This is a genomic window from Paenibacillus sp. WLX1005 (genome assembly GCF_046603685.1).
GTDB lineage: Bacteria > Bacillota > Bacilli > Paenibacillales > Paenibacillaceae > Saccharibacillus.
The window spans coordinates 842,197-861,784 of sequence record NZ_CP176756.1; the positions used below are offsets into that span (position 1 = coordinate 842,197).

A 19,588-nucleotide genomic window follows, 5' to 3' on the forward strand; every position below is an offset into this window, starting at 1 on the left:
TTTTCTGGTTAATAACTGGAATAGTGAAAAAGTAACCGGGAGGTGGATGTTGATGTGGAGCGCATTGATGTGGGGCGCCATCGCCGGCTCGGCAGTATTGCTGGGTGCGGTTGTGGCGGCCTTTTTTAAAATTCCGAAACGAATCATCGGCTGGATTATGGCATTTGGTACGGGTACGCTGATCGGTGCAGCAGCATTTGAATTGTTGGGCGATGCCATCCAAGACGGTGGACTGGCATCAACAGCAATTGGCTTTGTCGTCGGTGCGGTCGTGTATACGATCTTCGATCTGTACATATCCAATAAAGGTGGGGCGAATCGTAAACGGTCATATTACGGACGCGGCTCCAATCCAAAGGATGACGATGTAGATCCAGCGATCAACGGGATATCCGCCGCTGCATCCAATCGTGCCAAAGCCGCTTCCGACAGAATTACGGCGGCTGTTACTGACAGTGGAAAAGGTTCTGGTACTAATGATAGCAGTGGATCATTCCGACAGGGAGCCGCTTCCGTATCACGTCAGGAAGATGGCGGTTCTTATGCAAGCAACAAGCGCAAGGGCAAGCCAGCAGGCAATGACAATGCGAATGGCAAAGACGGAGGCGGCAAAAGCCAAAGTGGACTCGGTATCTTCGCCGGAACCGTGATGGATGCCATTCCCGAGTCGATTATGATCGGTGCCAGTCTATTGACCGGACAGGGCGTAAGCTGGGTACTGGTCGTGTCGATCTTCGTCAGTAACATTCCAGAAGGTCTGTCCAGCACCGTCGGTATGCAACAAAGCGGCTTTTCCCGCCGCAAAATCTTCTGGATGTGGATCGTCGTACTGGCGATTTCGTCAGCAGCTTCGATGCTGGGATATCTATTTCTGGAGATGCTGCCGAAGGAATTCAAAGCAGGCATCGGCGCCTTTGCCGGTGGTGGGATCATTGCCATGCTCTGCTCCACGATGGCTCCCGAAGCGTATGAAGAGGGCGGACCGATCGTCGGCTTGATTGCTTCGCTGGGATTACTGGCGGCGTTGGTGCTGAGTATTTGAAGTGGGGATTAGATAAAAAGCAGGTTTTATCATGTGCTATATAGAATAAAAGCTCTTCTGCATATTGGAAGAGCTTTTGTTGTACATACATAAGCTTCTCTGATGTCATGAATAAAACGAATGATAAGCAGGTGACTGAGATTGAAGATTTTTGGAGAGCGTAGCACATTCTCGATTGAATATGAATTTAAAACGAATCCGTTTGATGAACAAGGGCTGAATGGTAAATCATGGGGAGTATTTAGATTTTGGGTGGCTGGAAAAGATATATGTATGTTTTACAAAAATAATCGACAACATCAATATGAATGGAATTTGATATATATAGTAGAGTGGATGATTCAGAATATACATATCATTTTAGACGAAGAAGAATTTCCTTTACCTGTTCAGGGTGAGCATACGCTTGAATTGTTGAATCATAGCTTGGAGTTTGATTCAGCAAACGAGGAGGAATTTGAAAGATGGTTTGATATTAAACAAGATTGGGAATTTAGCCATTCTTGGTTTTCCGGTAGAGGAGGGTCGTATTTGCCGGTAATTTACTTTAGAAGAGTCAATAATCAAATAGAGGTTTGTTGGGACAATGAAGATGCATACAACAATCAAGTTACATTTCTTTCTTTAAAAGGTTTGGAATACATTCCTATTGGAATATTTGAGTCTGTGCTTACTGGTTTTATTGAAGATTTCTTGAAAGAGTTGCAATTAAAATCGAATGAAATTTGTTGATTGAGGAGATGCTTTTTTGACTGATATAAAACATTATCAAGCCTTGACTGCTGAACTACATTCATTGGGAGCGTGGACATTCAAGAAAGTAATGGAAATTCATTATGACGTGGATATGGATTTTGAAGATAATTATACAACTACACTTTATTTATCTTTTCTTGTGCTAACGATTGAGACAAACCGACGATTTAAATTGAAAATAAAATATGTAAACATTTCTAATTTAAGTTTAAATAAAGTGACCAATTTTTATTTAACAAATAGTTTAATAGTGCATGACAAATCACAATTAGGATGGGATGCCAATCAACGGTATCATGTGCATGATGATAGTGGGTATGGTGAAAATGATGGATACAACTTTATAGAATTTTATTGTAGTTCTATAGAAGCTGTTTCATTGGAGGAATTCTAATTTAGTTAGTCGTCAGCATGCTACAATCTAGCAATTATTTAATATTCGATTGATGTATCCAATAAACAAATAGTATTTTGGAATGAATTCTGCCATCACTCGCCTTGCAGGATGAAGCCACTTCATGCCGAATATCTCTGTATACAGGTATAGCAACACATACATCGTATATCATCATTCACATCCATTTCATCCATACCAGTCGTCCACATATCCATACAATCCAGTCCGTATCGATATGCGGAAAAGGGGGAGTCGTTATGAAGGGAACACTGTTTGTTGAGAGACATGCTGGGCGGGAGCTGCTCATCTATTTGCCGCCTTCGTATGATCAGGCGCAGTATCCGTTGCCAGTTGTGTATGTGCAGGACAGCGGCGATCTATTTGATCCTGTGTTAAACGGCAATATTTATCATCTGGAATTGCGGTTTGCGGCGGGGACGTTGCCGGAGATGATGCTGGTTGGCATCGTACCGAACGACCGTATTCATGAATATACGCCGTGGTCAGCGCAGAAGTTAGAACCGGGGCGACATTATGATCACTTTGGCGGCAGAGCGAGCCAATATCTGTACGATATTACGCATAAGGTGAAGCCGTGGGTTGACCGTAACTTTTATACCGATCCGCGTCCTGAATGTACCGGTATCGTCGGCAAGTCGCTGGGCGGGCTGGTGTCGCTATTTGCAGCTTACGTCTATCCCGAAGTATTCGGACGCATCGGGGCGATGTCGGCGTCACTCTGGTATGAAGGCTTTGTGGAATTCATGGCGGAGCGGCAGCTTGATCCTCATCTGCGTATCTACATGGACATCGGATCGCTGGAGGGAACGAACAAGACGAGCCGTCAGCGATTTATGCAGTCGTTAACCGACGAAGCAGCAGCGATTCTGTCAGGCAATGAGTTACAGCCGGATCAGCTACATTTTATCCGTCATGAAGGGGAAGACCATGAATCGGATTCGTTTTATCGGCGTTTCCCAGAAATGATGGACTGGCTGTTTGCCCGTAATACGGTGCGCTTGCTCAAGTGACTTCAGAAACGATCTTGCCAAATTCACTTCAAAAGCGGATAATGAGGAAAGAGATTTCTTAAAATTAAGATAGTCGCAGAAAGGAGCGGTTCTGATATGGAACGCATCGAAAGTGAAGATCAATACCGTCAGCTGATTGGTGAAGGAGAGTACACCGTCATCAAGTTCGACACCAACTGGTGTCCGGACTGTAAGACACTGGATCGCTTTATGGGCGGCATTATTGAAGAAAACAAGGACAAACGCTTCTATGCAATGGACGCGGAGAAGTTCCAAGATCTCGCCGAGCAAAATGAAGTGCGCGGCATTCCAAGCCTACTCGTCTACCGCAATGGGGAGAAGATTGCCCATCTGCATAGCAAATTTGCCAAAACGCCAACCCAGGTAGCTGAATATCTGGCTGAGGTGAAATAATACAGGACGTCCCGATATGTAGCGAGGTGACGGTATGCTGCCTGCGCACTAGCCTAGCAGGGCGGAAGGCGCAGAACGGCATAACTACTGCATTGTGTTCGCTGCATAGGCAAAAAGCCCGTACAGACCCAAATCTGTGCGGGCTTTTTTGCGTTCATAATAACGTTATTACATTATTACCTTTGTTTCGTAACTATTTATTTGACGGCGATTTGTCTACGCTTCAGAATAAGCTGTTCCACACTGCGCAGATGTAACAGCATTTCATCGGCTTCGTCATCGCTCAATTCACGAATATTTTCGACCAGTTTGTGCGCCATCGTGCCAAAGATTTTGTCCAGAGCGCGTCCACCTTTACGAGTAATGGAGATGCTGACATAACGACGATCCTGATCCGAACGGGTACGCTCGATCAGTTCTTCCTGCTCCAGCTTATCGCAGATCTGGGTAACTGCACTGGTTGTCAGGCCGGTTGCCTTCACAATATCCGTGCCATATTGGCTGCCGTTATTGAGCAGAAAATGCAAAATGAAAATTTCGGTGGTGTTTGATTTGAGCTGACGCATAAGCGTAGGCAGTTCCATGATTCGTGGCATCCGATCCACCAGCAAGAGATAGCTTTTTAAGAGTTCGCCAGACGTTTCCAATAGTAAATCCTCCTCAATGAAAATAAATAAAACTGTTAGTTAATTATTGGTATAATGAAAGCAATCAGAGTTGATTGGCTATCACAATTCAATTATGTAAATCGCCAGGATGTGAAGATACAAAATACCAACATACAGGATGAGACATAAAGATAATGATATCAATCATGAAATAGCATCATCTTTTTCTTAAAACTTCCTTAACAATATAGTAATTTGTTACCAGTATTCCGTCAATGCAAATTCGACAGATTGAGACAAAAAACCGTTGTCATTGACGTAAATTTGAACATTTTTTATAATTAACTATCAATATCGCCGATTACGAGGTGAAATCCCGAACATTTGACCTTACGTTTTAACCAATTTTAGAAAAAAGGTGGCATCAGCTACATTGAATCAATCATCACTTCCCTTTGTAACGATGGACGAAATCGTACGCGAAGGTGATCCGATTTTGCGCAAGGTAACGGAACCCGTAAACCTGCCGTTATCGGAAGAAGAACGTACAACTGTCAATCGCATGATGGAGTTTTTGAAGCAATCGCAAGATGAAAAAGCGGCCGAAAAATATGGCCTCCGACCGGGTATCGGGTTGTCCGCCAATCAGATTGGCTGGGACGCACGTGTGTTTGTGGTCTATTTTACCGATGACCAGGATCGTCAGCTTGAATATGTATTTTGTAATCCCAAAATCGTCAGTCACTCTGCGGCCATGACCTATCTTGAACATGGCGAAGGTTGTCTGTCTGTAGATCGTCCGGTGGACGGGTATGTACCGCGTTATGAGAAAGTGACCGTACAGGCATTTACGCCGGATGGGCAGTCATTCAAGCTGAAGCTGAAGGGCTTCTCAGCGATTGTATTTCAACATGAATACGATCATTTGAATGGGGTTATGTTCTATGACCACATTAACAGGCAGGATCCATTTACCCTGCCAGAGACCGAATTTATTAAGCCGCTCTAAGTCTAATGTAGTATATCGGTAATGGGTAAATAATTTATAAACAATTCTTAAAATTTTTCGCTTATAATTTAATACTTTTTTAAAATTTACACCTTCTACCAGAGACTGTCTTTTATGGACAGTCTTTTTATTTGAGAATATGTTATGATACAGTATATTTCCACCATGACTTTTGTAAGCGTTTCATATTTGGTGAGGTCGAATTTGATCAAAGCAAGAAACTTGTAGGGGTAACTTTTCGACCTGTTGTTGTGCGGAATGATTGTCAAACGATATGGAAAGCGGGTACACCGATGTGGCGTATGTTGATCCATCGTATTAACGATATCAAAATCAAAAACAAGCTGATTATCGCCTATATTTTTGTCGTGATGTTGCCGGTCTTGATTATCGGCGGGGTTGTGGTGAATTATATGCGTCAGGATGCACTCAACAATGCGGTTGAGCAAACGACAACCAATGTGGAGCGGATCAAGAACCAGCTGACCACTATGCTGCGTGTGCCGATTAACATTTCCAATGAGCTGCTATTTGATACACGGCTGAGTCAGGTGGTCAATACAAGGTATGACCGGGTATACGATCTCGTGGAAGCGTACCGGAATTATCAGGAATTTGACGAGTATCAGCGACTGTATTCCGAAGTGTCGGCGATTCGCTTTTATGCGACGAATGATACGTTGCAGGACAATCTGGAGTTTATGCGGGTGAACTCGGATACGCGTAATAGCAATTGGTATCAGGCGGCGATCAATAGCCGCAAGATTAACTGGTTTTATCGCAAGGATGATCAGATCAATACGCCGCAAGTGCTTAGTCTGGTGCGCAAAATCAATTTTACCGATTATACGACGAGCGGGGTGCTAGTGATCGAGCTAAGCCAATCGTATCTCAATTCGCTGATTAGCGCAGAACCGTTTGAGACGATGATTCTGGATGATCGTGGCAATATCGTATCTGCCAAAAACACCGATCTGATCGGGAAACGGCTTGATGATCCCGGTGTAGATATTGATATCGATCTCGCAGGCAAAGGTATCTATGAACGCGAGGTCAATGGGCAACTGTCCAATATCGTTGTAGACGAATTGATTCCAGAGAGTAGTATGAATGGACTGAAGATTGTATCGGTCTTTTCCAATAATAGTATTGTACGCGATTCCAATATGATCATCCTGATCGGGACGGGCGTGCTGGTGGCGATTCTGCTGATTGGTCTGTTATTTTTGCAACTGATCTCGTTGCTGATTACGCGCCGTCTGTCTGGATTGAGCCGTCAGATTAATCGGGTCGGCACAGGTGATCTCAAAGTCTCATCCAAAATTACCGGGATGGACGAGATTGGTCAGTTGTCTCGCAAATTTAACGATATGGTGCTGAATATCCGGCAGCTGATGGATCAGGTGTATGAGACGAATGAACGCAATACGAAGCTGGAGATTAGTCAGCGAGATATTAATTTTAAAATGCTGGCAAGTCAGATGAATCCGCACTTTCTGTTCAACGCGCTAGAATCGATTCGGATGAAGGCACACGTCAACGGGGAAAAGGAGATCGCTTACATCGTTCGCCTACTCGGCAAGCTGATTCGCAACAATCTGGAGATCGGCAGCAAGCATACAACGATTCAGGGCGAGATGGAACTGGTACGTTCGTATCTGGACATTCAGAAATTCCGATTTGGAGATCGTCTCAGTTATGAATTGCTGCTTGATCCACAAACTGGCGAGACGCCGATTCCACCGCTGATCATTCAGCCGCTGGTGGAGAATGCGATTATTCATGGTTTGGAGAGCCGGGAAAGTGGCGGCTTGATCATTATCCGCACGCTACAAATTGAGCATGAAGTATTGATTGATGTGATCGATAATGGTTCTGGCATGAGCATGGAGCGATTGAAGCAGGTACGCCAGTCGCTGCGTACGGATAGCGAGGGCGACCGTATCGGGCTGAAAAATGTACACCAGCGGCTTACTTTATCTTACGGCGAGGCGTACGGGCTGCATATCTCCAGCACACCGCATGCCGGTACACAGATTTCTTTTAAAATACCAGCTTCGGATATGACGGAATCCTAACAGGGGAGGGACCACAGATCATGTTTAAAGTGATGATTGTCGACGATGAACCAGCGATTCGGGAAGGATTGAAAACGATTATTGACTGGGACCGGATAGGCTTTGAGGTGGTAGATGCGGCAGCAAATGGGCGCGAGGCGCTGCAAAAGTTTGAACGCATTCAGCCCGATCTGATGATTATGGATATCCGTATGCCGGGCATGAGCGGGCTAGAGGTCATTCAGCAATTGCGTCAGGAGCATAATCAGGCACATGTGCTCATTCTGAGCGGTCATGCGGATTTTGAATATGCGCGCCGGGCGCTTGGGTATGGGGTAGATGGGTATTTGCTGAAGCCGGTGGATGAAGAAGAGATGGAGCAGGAGCTGCGCCGGGTATACCGCACGCTAGAACAGGAGCAGCGTGGGAATGCTGTGCAGCCGCAGCAGGTGCACGCTCATGAATTGGTGGAGCAGATGCTGCTGAGTACGTCTGGCAGGGAGCAGGAGCGTGCGCTACAGGAGCTGCGATTGGACTGGGACGGATATCAGATTCTTTTGCTGGAGTGGCATGCAGGTACAGGCGAGCAGGGAGAAGGGATGAATCGTCCGTTGCAGCGGTTACGTAGCGGATGGCAAGGAGAAGAGCAGCATATTGTATTCGCAGCGGGGCAATGGATTGGCATATTGACTGGCAGGCATTATGATGCGCAGGCATTGGCGGATTTGAGACAGCGATTGCTGGATGAAGATGGCGCTCGGGAGCAGTGGTATATTGCTGCCGGACAGATGGCACAACAAGCAGAATGGATTCATGACAGTTATGAACAGGCACAGTTGTTGCTGGAAGGACGATTCTGGTTTGACTCTTCCGGGGTAGCGCTGGCAGAGGCGGAAGTACAGCCAGCAACGTTTGATGAAGCGCCAGTGGCTGCGGAAGAGGGGACGACCGTTCCGGCACCTCAAGCAGCGGAGTGGGCAGATCGGCTGTATTATGCAGTCGATATTCGTAGTCTGTCTGCTGCACAGCGGGTATTGCAGGAATTGCTGGATACATGTCATCGCGCAGCCATGCCAGAGCGGGAAACGAAAAGTCTGTGCTCGCATGTGCTGTCACTCGCGCTCAGCCGCTTGCCGGGGAGCGTGTCCGGGTCAGGTCCAGCGGTGCAGCAGTGTCTGGCATTGATTCCAGAGCTGTATTCGGCTTCTACAGCGGCAGGCGTAGTGGAGCTGATTAGCGAACGGTTGGATTGTCTGCTGCAATCGATTGATGGAGGCAGTCATGAATCGGTGATGAAGCAGATGACTGACTTTATCCGTCGTCATTATAGCGACAATCTGAAGCTGGAGCTGCTCGCGGAAGTATTCAATTACAATAGCGCTTACTTAGGCAAAATGTTCAAAACGTATACAGGCGATTCGTTCAATCATTTTCTTGATCAGGTGCGGCTGGATCGTGCCAAGGAGTTGCTGGCGCAGGGTATGAAGGTACACAAGGTCGCAGCGCAGGTTGGATATGCGAATGTGGATTATTTTCATAGCAAATTCAAAAAGTACACTGGCATCTCACCGTCCGCTTATCGGGAACAACTGGATCGGCAATTGGATTGAAGGATGAACAGACTAATAAGCAATGCCCACTGGATGCAGAGCTGATAGATAGAGCAAGGTATATGCTGCAACAATGCAGACCGAATGCAGTAGCAATGAAATGATATGATGCGTCATACCAATTATGATAAGTAGAATATCCTGTTTTCCTGTTCTGTTGAGGAGAGCAGGATTTTTTGTATTGGTATCTGAATGTTTATGTAGGGATGATTCAGAGAATGGATGGTGCTGTACCCTTTATTTTTAGTGATGTGACAGGAAATGGAGCCGATGACTAATTTTTATATGATTTTACATCCAATTTGTCAGGTATAAATAGAAAGCGCTTTCTTTTATAATTCAATATGTACTCACCACGATACGGTTGCAGCACAGCAAGGCATCATCCTCGCGATGAAGCCGATTATAGGAAGGTGGATGGAATGATGGATTCAACAACCAAACAGGCATCTTCCCGCAAACGGGATAAGGCGTCCAGCATCAGTACCGGCAAAACCGGCAGCTTCTGGAAGGTGTTCAAGCAGCAGCGTTATCTGTATCTGATGTCGATCCCATTTGTGATCTGGGCATTCATTTTCAGTTATGTTCCGCTATGGGGCTGGCTGATGGCATTTCAGGAATATCGTCCGGCACGCTCGTTTTTTGAACAGCGCTGGGTCGGGCTAGATCAGTTTATTGCATTGTTTCAGGATCAGCAGTTTTACCTGGCACTGCGCAATACACTGGCAATGAGTTTCCTCGGTTTGATTTTCGGTTTTATTTTCCCGGTTGTGTTCGCGATTCTGCTTAATGAAGTGCGCGGCATGATCTTCAAGCGTACGGTACAGACGGTATCGTATCTGCCTCACTTTGTATCCTGGGTCGTTGTAGCCGGGATCGTCACCAAGTCACTCTCCACCGATGGTGGTATCATTAATGAATTGCTCGTTTCGCTCCATATTATTGACCAGCCGATTCAATTTATGGCACAGGGGCAATGGTTCTGGGGCATTGTAACCGCTTCCGATGTATGGAAGGAAATGGGCTGGAATACGATCATCTATCTGGCTGCCATTACGGGTATTGATCAGGAGCAATATGAAGCATCACGGGTTGACGGTGCGAACCGATTCCGCCAGATGTGGCATATTACCCTACCTGGTATGCGAACGACGATTATCGTCCTGCTCATCATGTCGATCGGTCACTTGGTCAGCATCGGCTTTGAAAAGCAGTTCCTGCTTGGCAACAACCTTGTCACCGACTATTCTCAAGTATTAGACCTGTATGCACTGAAATACGGGCTTGAAATGAACCGGTACTCCTATGGTACGGCGATCAGTATTTTCAACTCCGTGGTCAGTATTGCGCTGTTGTTTACAGCAAATGGCATCTTCAAGAAAACGACCAAAGAGAGCATTATGTAACATTGTATTCGCAGATAACGTAGCAGCATCGGCGGGGATGAAGACGTTCCGCCTGCTGCCGTATACGATATGAGTTTGAAAGGGGAGAACGGTAATGGCAACCAACAAAGCATTCAACGCCACCAAAGGCGACAAAATCTTTGATGTGTGCAATACGATTCTGATGTCGCTTGTACTGATTGTAACGCTGTATCCGTTTCTGAACGTGCTGGCGATCTCGCTTAACGAATCGTCAGATACGGTACGAGGCGGTATCCATATTATCCCGCGCGCCTTTACATTTGAGAATTATTCAGTCATCTTCCAGTATCAAGGTCTGCTGCAAGGTGCACAGATCTCGATCCTGCGGACGGTGGTTGGTACGATTCTCGGTCTGATCAGCGCTTCGATGCTAGCATTTACCCTCAGCCGGATTGATTTTCAGGCACGCAAATTCATCTCGACCTTTCTGGCGTTGACGATGTATGTGACAGCAGGTCTGGTGCCTACGTTCCTGCTGATGCGCGATCTGCATCTGATCGGCTCGTTCTGGGTGTATGTACTGCCCGGCGTGGTCAGTGCGTTCAACGTGTTCATTATCCGTTCCTTTATCGACGGATTGCCGTATGCGCTGCAAGAATCAGCGAAGCTGGACGGGGCAAATGATTTTACGATCTATCTCAAAGTCATTTTGCCACTTTGTAAGCCGGTACTGGCGACGATTGCCCTGTTCCTCGCAGTGGGACAATGGAATTCCTGGTTTGATACGTATCTGTACAATGCCAGTTCGCCAGAGTGGACGACGCTTCAGTACGAGCTGATGAAAGTATTGCAGCAAAGTACCCAGCAAAGCGGCGCTGTGAATGCAAACGATATGGCGAAGCAGATGGCAAGCATCTCGCCAGAATCGATTCGGATGGCGATTACGATTGTCGTTACCGTACCGATCCTGATCGTGTATCCATTCCTGCAAAAGTACTTTGTTAGCGGTATGACACTGGGTGCGGTGAAGGCGTAACGCCTTTGCCCTCCGGGGCTGGCGTACATAGTCATTCCTGCATCTGCTACTCTGCATGACAAGCACAGCGATCGTTTCTGCAATCCGATTCCAAACGATTCCTGCCGTATTGCCTCAGCCGGTCATTGCACCGGCTATCTATTTCCCCTTAAATGTAAGCGGAAACATTGAATGTTGAATGGTGATCCGCAAATGGTCTCAGGGAAATACTGTTTCCGAATTGTGTACATGTTATTTTCGCAAAGGCTACGTGACGGCAGTGCCGTCTTAGCATACAGAGGATGACCATTCAAAAGGGGGCTTTTTCATGGCTGGCAAATTGTTGAAACGCGTCATGATTCCGCTGGCGGTATTGTCGCTGGCAACCGTAACTGCCTGTGGCGGCAGTGCAGATCCATCCGAATCGGAAACGTCGGACACATCGACACCGATCACCATTTCGTTCTTTGGTTCGGATGCAAGTCCAACTTGGAACAACATGAAGGATGATGTCGGTCAAGCGATTACGAAGGCGACTAATGTAACGATCAATGCCGAGTATGATGTGAGTGGCGGCGGTACGCAGAAGATTGCTTTGATGACGGCATCGGGCGAATACCCAGATCTGATTTTCCCAAAAGGATCGATTACGAAGCTGGTAGAAGCGGGCGCACTGATTGATCTGACCGATCTGATCAACAAGTACGGTCCGAATATCAAAAAGGTATACGGCAATGATCTGGCGCGCTTGCAATACAGTAAGGATGATCCATCCATCTATGTCATTCCAACAAATGCTGGTGTAGGTCAGACATCCTTTGATGCAGGCGGCGGCTTTGAAGTGCAAAATGCGGTCATGAAAGAGCTTGGTTATCCTACGATCAAAACAGTCAAAGACTTTGAAAATGTGCTCAAAGAGTACAAAGAAAAACATCCAACTATCAACGGTCAGCCAACCATTCCATTGTCCCTCAATGCAGACGATTGGAAGATCATGATCACTGTCACCAATCCGGCATTCCTGTCCACCGGCGCACCGGATGACGGCGAATTCTACATCAACCCGGAGACATATGAAGCGCAATTGCATTACAAACGTCCGGAGGAAAAAGAATACTTCCGCTGGCTGAACCACATGTACAATGAAGGTCTGCTGGACAAAGAAACCTTTACCCAGAAGAGTGACCAATATCTGTCCAAAATCGCCAGTGGTCGCGTTCTTGGTCTGATCGATCAGGAGTGGGATTACCAGCAAGCCGAGAACTCGCTGAAATCATCCAAAATGGCAGAGCGCACCTACGGTCACTATCCGGTACAACTGGATGAGTCGACCAAAGACCGCTCCTTCCAAGACATCGGTGCACCGGTCGGTTACGGTATGGGGATTACGACTTCTGCCAAAGACCCGATTCGCATTATCAAGTTCCTCGACTGGATGGCATCCGACGAAGCCCAAGTATTGAACAACTGGGGCGTTGAAGGTAAACAGTATGAAATGAAAGACGGAAAACGCGTCATCCCGGCTGATGTACAGGAGCGCAAAATCAACGACAACACCAACTTTACCAAAGAATCCGGTATCGGCATGTACAACTTCTCCGTTCATTACGGTGACGGTGTGAAGGATTCTACTGGCAACTATTACACAACCAACTTCCCGGAACAAATTATCGCTGGATATACCCAGCCGGAGAAGGATACGTTGAAAGCATACGGCGCAACGACATGGAAAGATCTGTTCCCGCAAAAAGACGAGTTCCCGGTCAAAGCGTGGGGAGCAGCGTATAACCTGCCTGCACCGGATGACCCGAACTATACGGTAACATTCCAGAAATCGCAGGATATCGTACGTAAAAGTATTCCAGAAGCAGTACTCGCTAAACCAGATCAGTTTGACGGGATCTACGATCAGATGATCGAGCAATTGAACACCGATGATATGAAGAAAATGGAACAAACGTATTCGCAAATGATCAAAGACACGGTGGACCTGTGGAGCAAACCCGTAGCCGCCAAGTAAGCAGCAGCAAGGAGTGTAAGCTTCACTCCTGAATACCCGGTTTCTGTATGGAAATACAAATGGGGGACTCTGTTGCTGGAGTCCCTTTTTTCATACTCTGCTACTGTAGATGAAGAGGAGAGGAGGATGTACGGCAGATTTGCGCAGCAAGAGAGGCTTTTACTATAAAGGAGGACTTTTTACAATGTCTGCAACATTCTTAAAACGTGCACTGATTCCGCTGGCAGTTCTGTCGCTGGCAACTGTAACCGCATGCGGAGGTAACTCCGATCCGACCCAAACCGAAACATCTGATACATCGACACCGATTACATTTTCCTTTTTCGGCTCTGACCCCAATCCAACCTGGAACGGGATGAAAGATGATGTAGGACAGGCGATTACCAAAGCAACCAATGTTACGATCAACGCGGAATATGATGTCAGTGGCGGTGGTACACAGAAGATCGCGCTGATGACTGCATCCGGCGAATACCCGGACATGATCTATCCGAAAGGTTCGGTTACGAAGCTCGTAGAAGCGGGCGCACTGATTGATCTGACCGATTTGATCGACAAATACGGTCCTAACATCAAAAAAGTATACGGTGACGATCTGTCCCGTTTGCAATACAGCAAGGAAGATCCGTCCATCTACGTCATTCCAACAAATGCCGGAGTCGGTCAGACTTCGTTCGATGCAGGTGGCGGCTTTGAAGTACAGAATGCGGTTATGAAGGAGCTTGGTTATCCGAAAATCCAAACGGTGAAGGATTTTGAAAATGTGCTCAAAGAGTACAAAGAAAAGCACCCAACGATCAACGGTCAGCCGACGATTCCATTGTCTCTCAATGCGGATGACTGGAAGATCATGATCACCGTCACCAACCCGGCATTCACCTCCACCGGTGCACCGGATGATGGCGAATTCTACATCAACCCGGAAACGTATGAAGCGCAATTGCACTACAAACGCCCAGAGGAAAAAGAATACTTCCGCTGGCTGAATCATATGTACAACGAAGGTCTGCTGGACCCTGAGTCCTTTACCCAGAAGAGTGATCAGTATCTGTCCAAAGTAGCAAGCGGTCGCGTTCTCGGTCTGATCGACCAAGAGTGGGATTATCAGCAAGCCGAGAACTCGCTGAAAACATCCGGTATGGCGGAACGCACTTATGGTCACTATCCGGTACAACTGGATGGTCAAACAAAAGACCATTCCTTCCAAGATGTTGGCGCACCAGTCGGTTACGGTATTGGTATCACCACATCTGCCAAAGACCCGATCCGCATGATCAAATTCCTCGATTGGATGGCATCCGATGAAGCTCAGGTGCTGAACAACTGGGGCATTGAAGGCAAACAATATGAAATGAAAGATGGCAAACGTGTCATCCCGCAAGATGTGCAAGATCGCAAAGTCAATGACAATACCAACTTTACCAAAGAATCGGGAATCGGCATGTACAACTTCTCCGTTCGCTACGGCGATGGTGTGAAGGATTCCGGCGGTAACTACTACACAACCAACTTCCCAGAACAAATCGTAGCCGGATACACTCAACCGGAAAAAGATACACTGAAAGCTTACGGTGCCACCACATGGAAAGACCTGTTCCCGCAAAAAGACGAGTTCCCAGTCAAAGCATGGGGAGCCGCGTACAACCTGCCAGCACCAGATGACCCGAACTACACTGTTTCTTTCCAAAAATCGCAGGATATCGTACGCAAACGTATTCCAGAAGCGATTTTGGCAAAACCGGATCAGTTTGACAGCGTCTACGATCAGATGATCACCGAGTTGAATACCGATGACATTAAGAAAATGGAACAAACGTATTCGCAAATGATCAAGGATACCGTTGAACTGTGGAGCAAACCGGTAGCCGCCAAGTAATCGCGTAATCCTCAAGTCAGCAAGTACGATGCATAGTTAGCAACAGCACAACAAGAGAGGCTCGGTGATACGAGCCTCTTTTTTTCATCGAGCAATCATTGTGGGACATTGATTCCGATGCTCCTCGTCTGGAAGAGGCTTCACTGCTCGGAAATGAATACAAAGGAGGACTGAATATGACGGAAAATCAAGCACGCTCTACAAATGATATGTATAGACTCTGGTATAGCCAACCCGCGGAGGTGTGGGAAGAAGCGTTACCAATTGGGAACGGGCGAATCGGTGGCATGGTATTCGGTGATGCAGTACGCGATGTGGTACAGCTGAATGAAGATACACTCTGGTCTGGAACGCTGCGTGAACGCTCGAACCCGTCTAGCTTGGAGCATCTGGAACAGGCACGCAAGCTGATCTTCGCTGGGCAACTGGATGAAGCGCAGGAGCTGGTCAATGAGCAGATGCTCGGTCAGGATGTACAGGCATATCAACCGCTGGGTGATCTGATCGTGCAATATGTTGCGCCAGAAGCGGATAGCGAGATTCGGCATTACCACCGGGAACTCGATTTACAGCAAGCGGTATCGCGCACATCGTGGCAGCAGGGAGCGCAATCGTTGGAGCGAGAGGTGCTGATCAGCTATCCGCATCAGATCCTTGCCTATCGGCTACGTAGCACCATTCAACAGCCATTGTCTGCGCAGATCAGTCTGAATAGTGTACAGCCGCATAGACTCACCACATCTGGTCACCAGCTGGAGATGAAGGGCTATGTATACCCGGAAGCTTCGTGGTATGGGGAAAAGGAACAGCCGTACCGCTGGAATGATGCCGAAGAGCAGGGCATTCATTTTCATACTGTTCTGCATGTATGGAGCGATAGTGGAACAGTACAGGCACATGGCGAGATGATTCATGTGGATGGGGCAACCGAGGTTGTTATTTTACTAGCGGCGGCAACCAATTATGACGGCTACGATCGTCAACCCGGTAGCACTGGACGCTCGTTGGTGGAACAGTGTCGTCAGCAGCTGGATAGTGCAGCAGCACTCGGTTGGAACCAGATCCGGGCAGAGCATGTTGCCGATCATGAACGTTTATTCCAACGGGTACAGCTGGAGCTGGGGACATCACCAGAAGAACGTTCGCAGCAGGCAGATGTGTTGCCGACCGATCTGCGATTGCAGCGGTACAAACAGCAGGGGCAGGATAACGAGCTGGAAGCTCTCTATTTCCATTATGGACGATATCTGCTGATCGCCAGTTCACGTCCGGGCAGTCAGCCTGCTAATTTGCAAGGCATCTGGAATCCGCATGTGCAGCCGCCGTGGTACAGCGATTATACGACCAATATCAATACGCAGATGAATTATTGGCCTGCGGAATTGTGCAATCTGAGCGAATGTCATGAACCGTTGCTGACGATGATTGAACAGCTGAGCCATAGCGGGCGACAGGCTGCTACTGTTCATTACGGTGCAAGCGGCTGGGTCACTCACCACAATACCGATCTGTGGCGACAGGCAATTCCAACGGGTGGCGATGCCAGCTGGGCATTCTGGCCGATGGGCGGCATCTGGCTGTGCGCGCATCTGTGGGAGCATTACGAGTATACGCGGGATGTAGAGTATCTACGCCAGACCGCCTATCCAATTATGAAAGAAGCAGCCCAATTTGCATTGGATTGGTTGGTGGAAGACCCGCAGGGGTATCTCGTAACCGCACCATCCACATCACCGGAAAATAAGTTTCTGACGGAACGTGGCACGCCATGCAGCATATCTGCGGCATCGACGATGGATATGACCTTGATCCGGGAACTGTTCCGGCATTGTATGCAGGCGGCGCAAGTGTTGGCTTCTCAGCATGACAAAACAAGCACAAGATCAGCAGCGGATCAGCCAGCATCACCGATCGACGGATTATCATCAGTAGATGGATTATCATCGATAGACGAATCGTTTGCGATAAGCGAATCATCATCGATAGAACATCATCGTCTGAATGGTTTTGATGAGCAATTTATGGATCGCCTCACGACCGCGATGGATCGTCTGTATCCTTTCCAGATCGGACGTCATGGGCAATTGCGCGAATGGTATGACGATTATGAGGAGCATGAACCGGGACATCGCCATGTATCGCATCTGTACGGATTGTATCCAGGTAATGAAATCAACCGTCAGGAGCGCCCTGAGCTGGTACAAGCGGCAAGCGTATCACTAGAGCGGCGTCTGGAACATGGTGGTGGGCATACCGGCTGGAGCTGTGCATGGCTGATCAATCTGTATGCGAGGTTGTTGGACGGCGAGCAAGCACATCATTTTGTGCATACATTGCTAGCACGTTCGACGTATCCGAATCTATTTGATGCACATCCACCGTTTCAGATTGACGGCAACTTTGGTGGAACGGCTGGTATGGCAGAGATGCTGCTGCACAGTCATCTGGATCATCTTCACCTGCTGCCTGCGTTGCCCTCCAATTGGCAAAGCGGGAGTGTTACGGGGCTACGTGCGCGCGGCGGATATACGGTAGATATTAGCTGGAGTGACGGACAGTTGCAGCATGCACAACTCCAAGCTGATCATACTGGCGTATGTCGCATCCGTTCTGCACAGCCGCTGCATATTCATGATATCCCGGTTACTTCTGATGAACCTATCGTAGCGGCACCAGAGTTCAAATATACAGAGGATGAGCATGGTCATCTGATCGAGTTTGCGGTAACAGCAGGAGAACGGTACAACTTGATTCATCGTACAGAACATGTAAGTGGTCTATTGTCTTGAATTTACGTACCGGGAAACATAAGTTACAGCCTGTTGTATAACACTGAACTATACTATGATGTAAGCGTATACTCATTTGTAAATATTTTACTATGGGAGGGTTTCGATTATGACTATTTTCCAATTTCCAAAGGATTTTCGCTGGGGCACAGCGACCGCATCGTATCAGATTGAAGGCGCGTATCAGGAAGATGGACGCGGATTGTCGATCTGGGATACATTCGCTCATACGCCAGGCAAAGTGTATAACGGGCATAATGGGGATATCGCTTGTGACAGCTACCATCGGTATGAAGAAGATATTGCTATAATGAAAGAACTCGGTATTGATACGTATCGCTTCTCGGTAGCATGGCCGCGTATTATTCCAGATGGGGATGGAGAGATTAACCGTGAAGGCATTGAGTTTTACCATCGTTTTGTAGATGCGTTGCTGGAAGCGGGAATTGAGCCTTTTTGTACGTTATATCACTGGGATCTTCCACAGGCATTGCAGGATGTAGGTGGTTGGGAGAATCGACGCACTATCGATGCTTTTGTCAAATATGCCGAAGTGATCTTCCGTGAATTTTCCGGCAAAATCAAATTTTGGCTCACGTTCAATGAACCGTGGTGCATCGCTTTTCTGTCCAATCTGGAAGGCAAGCATGCGCCGGGGAATGAGGATCTGCAAATGGCGCTGAATGTTGGGCATCATGTTCTAGTAGCGCATGGACATACAGTGAAGCTATTCCGTGAACTGCAACTGGAAGGACAGATCGGAATCGCGCCGAATGTCGCGTGGGCGGTTCCTTACAGCAAGCGTCCGGAAGACCGCGCTGCTTGTGACCGTAATATTGAAGTGTATGCCGACTGGTTCCTTGATCCGATCTACAAAGGACAATATCCATCTTCTCTATATGAATGGTTCCAGCAAGCAGGCGCAACGCCGCCTATTCAAGATGGCGATCTGGAGATTATCGCGCAACCGATTGATCTGCTAGGTATCAATTATTATCATCCAACTGTTAATCGGTATAACGCATCCGCTGGTTCTTTGCAAAGTGAAGAAGTAGATATGGGGCTGTTCAAGACCGATATCGGTTGGCCGATTGATGCGACCGGTCTGTATGATGTCATTCACTATCTACAAAAATACGGCAACAACGATATCTATATTACCGAGAACGGCGCTTGTATTAATGAATGTCCGATAAATGGTAAAGTGAATGACGTGATTCGCGTCTACTATTTGCAACAGCATATTGCTCAGGTACACCGTCTGATCAACGACGGTATTCATCTGAAAGGATATATGGCATGGTCGCTCATGGATAATTTTGAATGGGCAGAAGGATATCGTATGCGTTTTGGGCTGGTGCATGTCGATTTCCGTACTCAGGTGCGTACACCGAAGGAAAGTTATTACTGGTATCAGAATGTGGTGCGTAATAACTGGATGGAAACGCGTTAATACGATCGATCTTTAAAATATAAATGGGACGAGCGAATCAAAGACCCTATTTTGTGGTAATAGGCAGTATAGCATACCGATGCGATCCAATATTGAATGCATGCAAGTGATCACCGGTACACATACTAGCAAAACAACTACGAA

At 47.3% G+C, this 19,588-nt stretch carries 15 protein-coding genes; 14 read left to right on the forward strand and 1 reads right to left on the reverse strand.

The annotated features are described in order from the left end of the window. Positions 1-67 precede the first annotated feature (67 nt). The 5 genes from ACE3MZ_RS03645 (at position 68) to ACE3MZ_RS03665 (ending at position 3,640) form a co-directional block, all read left to right on the forward strand. The gene (locus tag ACE3MZ_RS03645) at positions 68-1,042 is read left to right on the forward strand and encodes a ZIP family metal transporter (RefSeq protein ID WP_411346685.1); all 975 of its coding nucleotides are present in this window, start codon (positions 68-70) and stop codon (positions 1,040-1,042) included. 141 nt (positions 1,043-1,183) lie between these two features. Next, positions 1,184-1,774: a hypothetical protein gene (locus tag ACE3MZ_RS03650; protein WP_411345153.1), complete on the forward strand. Its 591-nt coding sequence runs from the start codon at positions 1,184-1,186 to the stop codon at positions 1,772-1,774. A 16-nt stretch (positions 1,775-1,790) separates the two neighbouring features. Beyond that, entirely contained in the window at positions 1,791-2,192 is a 402-nt protein-coding gene (locus ACE3MZ_RS03655; RefSeq protein ID WP_411345154.1) for a hypothetical protein, read from the forward strand. A gap of 260 nt (positions 2,193-2,452) precedes the next feature. Continuing rightward, positions 2,453-3,226, forward strand: coding sequence for an alpha/beta hydrolase (locus ACE3MZ_RS03660; protein WP_411345155.1), 774 nt, complete (start codon positions 2,453-2,455; stop codon positions 3,224-3,226). 96 nt (positions 3,227-3,322) lie between these two features. Further along, positions 3,323-3,640, forward strand: coding sequence for a thioredoxin family protein (locus tag ACE3MZ_RS03665; protein WP_411345156.1), 318 nt, complete (start codon positions 3,323-3,325; stop codon positions 3,638-3,640). A 197-nt stretch (positions 3,641-3,837) separates the two neighbouring features. On the opposite strand, the gene ACE3MZ_RS03670 is transcribed toward ACE3MZ_RS03665, so the two are convergent. Then, positions 3,838-4,287, reverse strand: a complete 450-nt coding sequence (locus tag ACE3MZ_RS03670; protein ID WP_411345157.1) for a MarR family winged helix-turn-helix transcriptional regulator — start codon at positions 4,285-4,287, stop codon at positions 3,838-3,840. Between the two features lie 394 nt (positions 4,288-4,681). Between ACE3MZ_RS03670 and def the strand changes: the two genes are divergently transcribed. The 9 genes from def to ACE3MZ_RS03715 all read left to right on the forward strand — a co-directional run bounded on the left by def (position 4,682) and on the right by ACE3MZ_RS03715 (position 19,444). Then, positions 4,682-5,257 carry a peptide deformylase gene (gene def / locus ACE3MZ_RS03675; protein WP_411345158.1) on the forward strand — a complete coding sequence of 192 codons (576 nt, stop codon included), beginning with the start codon at positions 4,682-4,684 and terminating at the stop codon, positions 5,255-5,257. A 293-nt stretch (positions 5,258-5,550) separates the two neighbouring features. Continuing rightward, positions 5,551-7,335: a sensor histidine kinase gene (locus ACE3MZ_RS03680; protein WP_411345159.1), complete on the forward strand. Its 1,785-nt coding sequence runs from the start codon at positions 5,551-5,553 to the stop codon at positions 7,333-7,335. A 20-nt stretch (positions 7,336-7,355) separates the two neighbouring features. Beyond that, positions 7,356-8,924 (forward strand): response regulator, encoded by a 1,569-nt coding sequence (locus ACE3MZ_RS03685; RefSeq protein WP_411345160.1) that lies wholly within the window; start codon positions 7,356-7,358, stop codon positions 8,922-8,924. Positions 8,925-9,349: 425 nt separating this feature from the next. Further along, positions 9,350-10,330, forward strand: a complete 981-nt coding sequence (locus ACE3MZ_RS03690) for an ABC transporter permease (protein WP_411346686.1) — start codon at positions 9,350-9,352, stop codon at positions 10,328-10,330. 94 nt (positions 10,331-10,424) lie between these two features. Further along, entirely contained in the window at positions 10,425-11,327 is a 903-nt protein-coding gene (locus ACE3MZ_RS03695; RefSeq protein WP_411345161.1) for a carbohydrate ABC transporter permease, read from the forward strand. A gap of 307 nt (positions 11,328-11,634) precedes the next feature. Beyond that, positions 11,635-13,326: an ABC transporter substrate-binding protein gene (locus tag ACE3MZ_RS03700; RefSeq protein ID WP_411345162.1), complete on the forward strand. Its 1,692-nt coding sequence runs from the start codon at positions 11,635-11,637 to the stop codon at positions 13,324-13,326. Between the two features lie 184 nt (positions 13,327-13,510). Beyond that, complete coding sequence (locus tag ACE3MZ_RS03705; protein WP_411345163.1) at positions 13,511-15,202, forward strand: ABC transporter substrate-binding protein; 1,692 nt, start codon at positions 13,511-13,513, stop codon at positions 15,200-15,202. Positions 15,203-15,378: 176 nt separating this feature from the next. Beyond that, positions 15,379-17,991 carry a glycosyl hydrolase family 95 catalytic domain-containing protein gene (locus tag ACE3MZ_RS03710; RefSeq protein WP_411345164.1) on the forward strand — a complete coding sequence of 871 codons (2,613 nt, stop codon included), beginning with the start codon at positions 15,379-15,381 and terminating at the stop codon, positions 17,989-17,991. Positions 17,992-18,100: 109 nt separating this feature from the next. After that, complete coding sequence (locus ACE3MZ_RS03715; RefSeq protein ID WP_411345165.1) at positions 18,101-19,444, forward strand: GH1 family beta-glucosidase; 1,344 nt, start codon at positions 18,101-18,103, stop codon at positions 19,442-19,444. Positions 19,445-19,588: the final 144 nt, after the last annotated feature.

Bases quoted from the DNA above. Each gene is read 5' to 3' on its own strand.
- ACE3MZ_RS03690 (WP_411346686.1), top strand. From the start codon at position 9,350: ATGGATTCAACAACCAAACAGGCATCTTCCCGCAAACGGGATAAGGCG.
- ACE3MZ_RS03715 (WP_411345165.1), top strand. From the start codon at position 18,101: ATGACTATTTTCCAATTTCCAAAGGATTTTCGCTGGGGCACAGCGACC.
- ACE3MZ_RS03685 (WP_411345160.1), top strand. From the start codon at position 7,356: ATGTTTAAAGTGATGATTGTCGACGATGAACCAGCGATTCGGGAAGGA.
- ACE3MZ_RS03645 (WP_411346685.1), top strand. From the start codon at position 68: ATGTGGGGCGCCATCGCCGGCTCGGCAGTATTGCTGGGTGCGGTTGTG.
- ACE3MZ_RS03680 (WP_411345159.1), top strand. From the start codon at position 5,551: ATGTGGCGTATGTTGATCCATCGTATTAACGATATCAAAATCAAAAAC.
- ACE3MZ_RS03710 (WP_411345164.1), top strand. From the start codon at position 15,379: ATGACGGAAAATCAAGCACGCTCTACAAATGATATGTATAGACTCTGG.
- ACE3MZ_RS03665 (WP_411345156.1), top strand. From the start codon at position 3,323: ATGGAACGCATCGAAAGTGAAGATCAATACCGTCAGCTGATTGGTGAA.
- ACE3MZ_RS03695 (WP_411345161.1), top strand. From the start codon at position 10,425: ATGGCAACCAACAAAGCATTCAACGCCACCAAAGGCGACAAAATCTTT.
- ACE3MZ_RS03660 (WP_411345155.1), top strand. From the start codon at position 2,453: ATGAAGGGAACACTGTTTGTTGAGAGACATGCTGGGCGGGAGCTGCTC.
- ACE3MZ_RS03700 (WP_411345162.1), top strand. From the start codon at position 11,635: ATGGCTGGCAAATTGTTGAAACGCGTCATGATTCCGCTGGCGGTATTG.
- ACE3MZ_RS03705 (WP_411345163.1), top strand. From the start codon at position 13,511: ATGTCTGCAACATTCTTAAAACGTGCACTGATTCCGCTGGCAGTTCTG.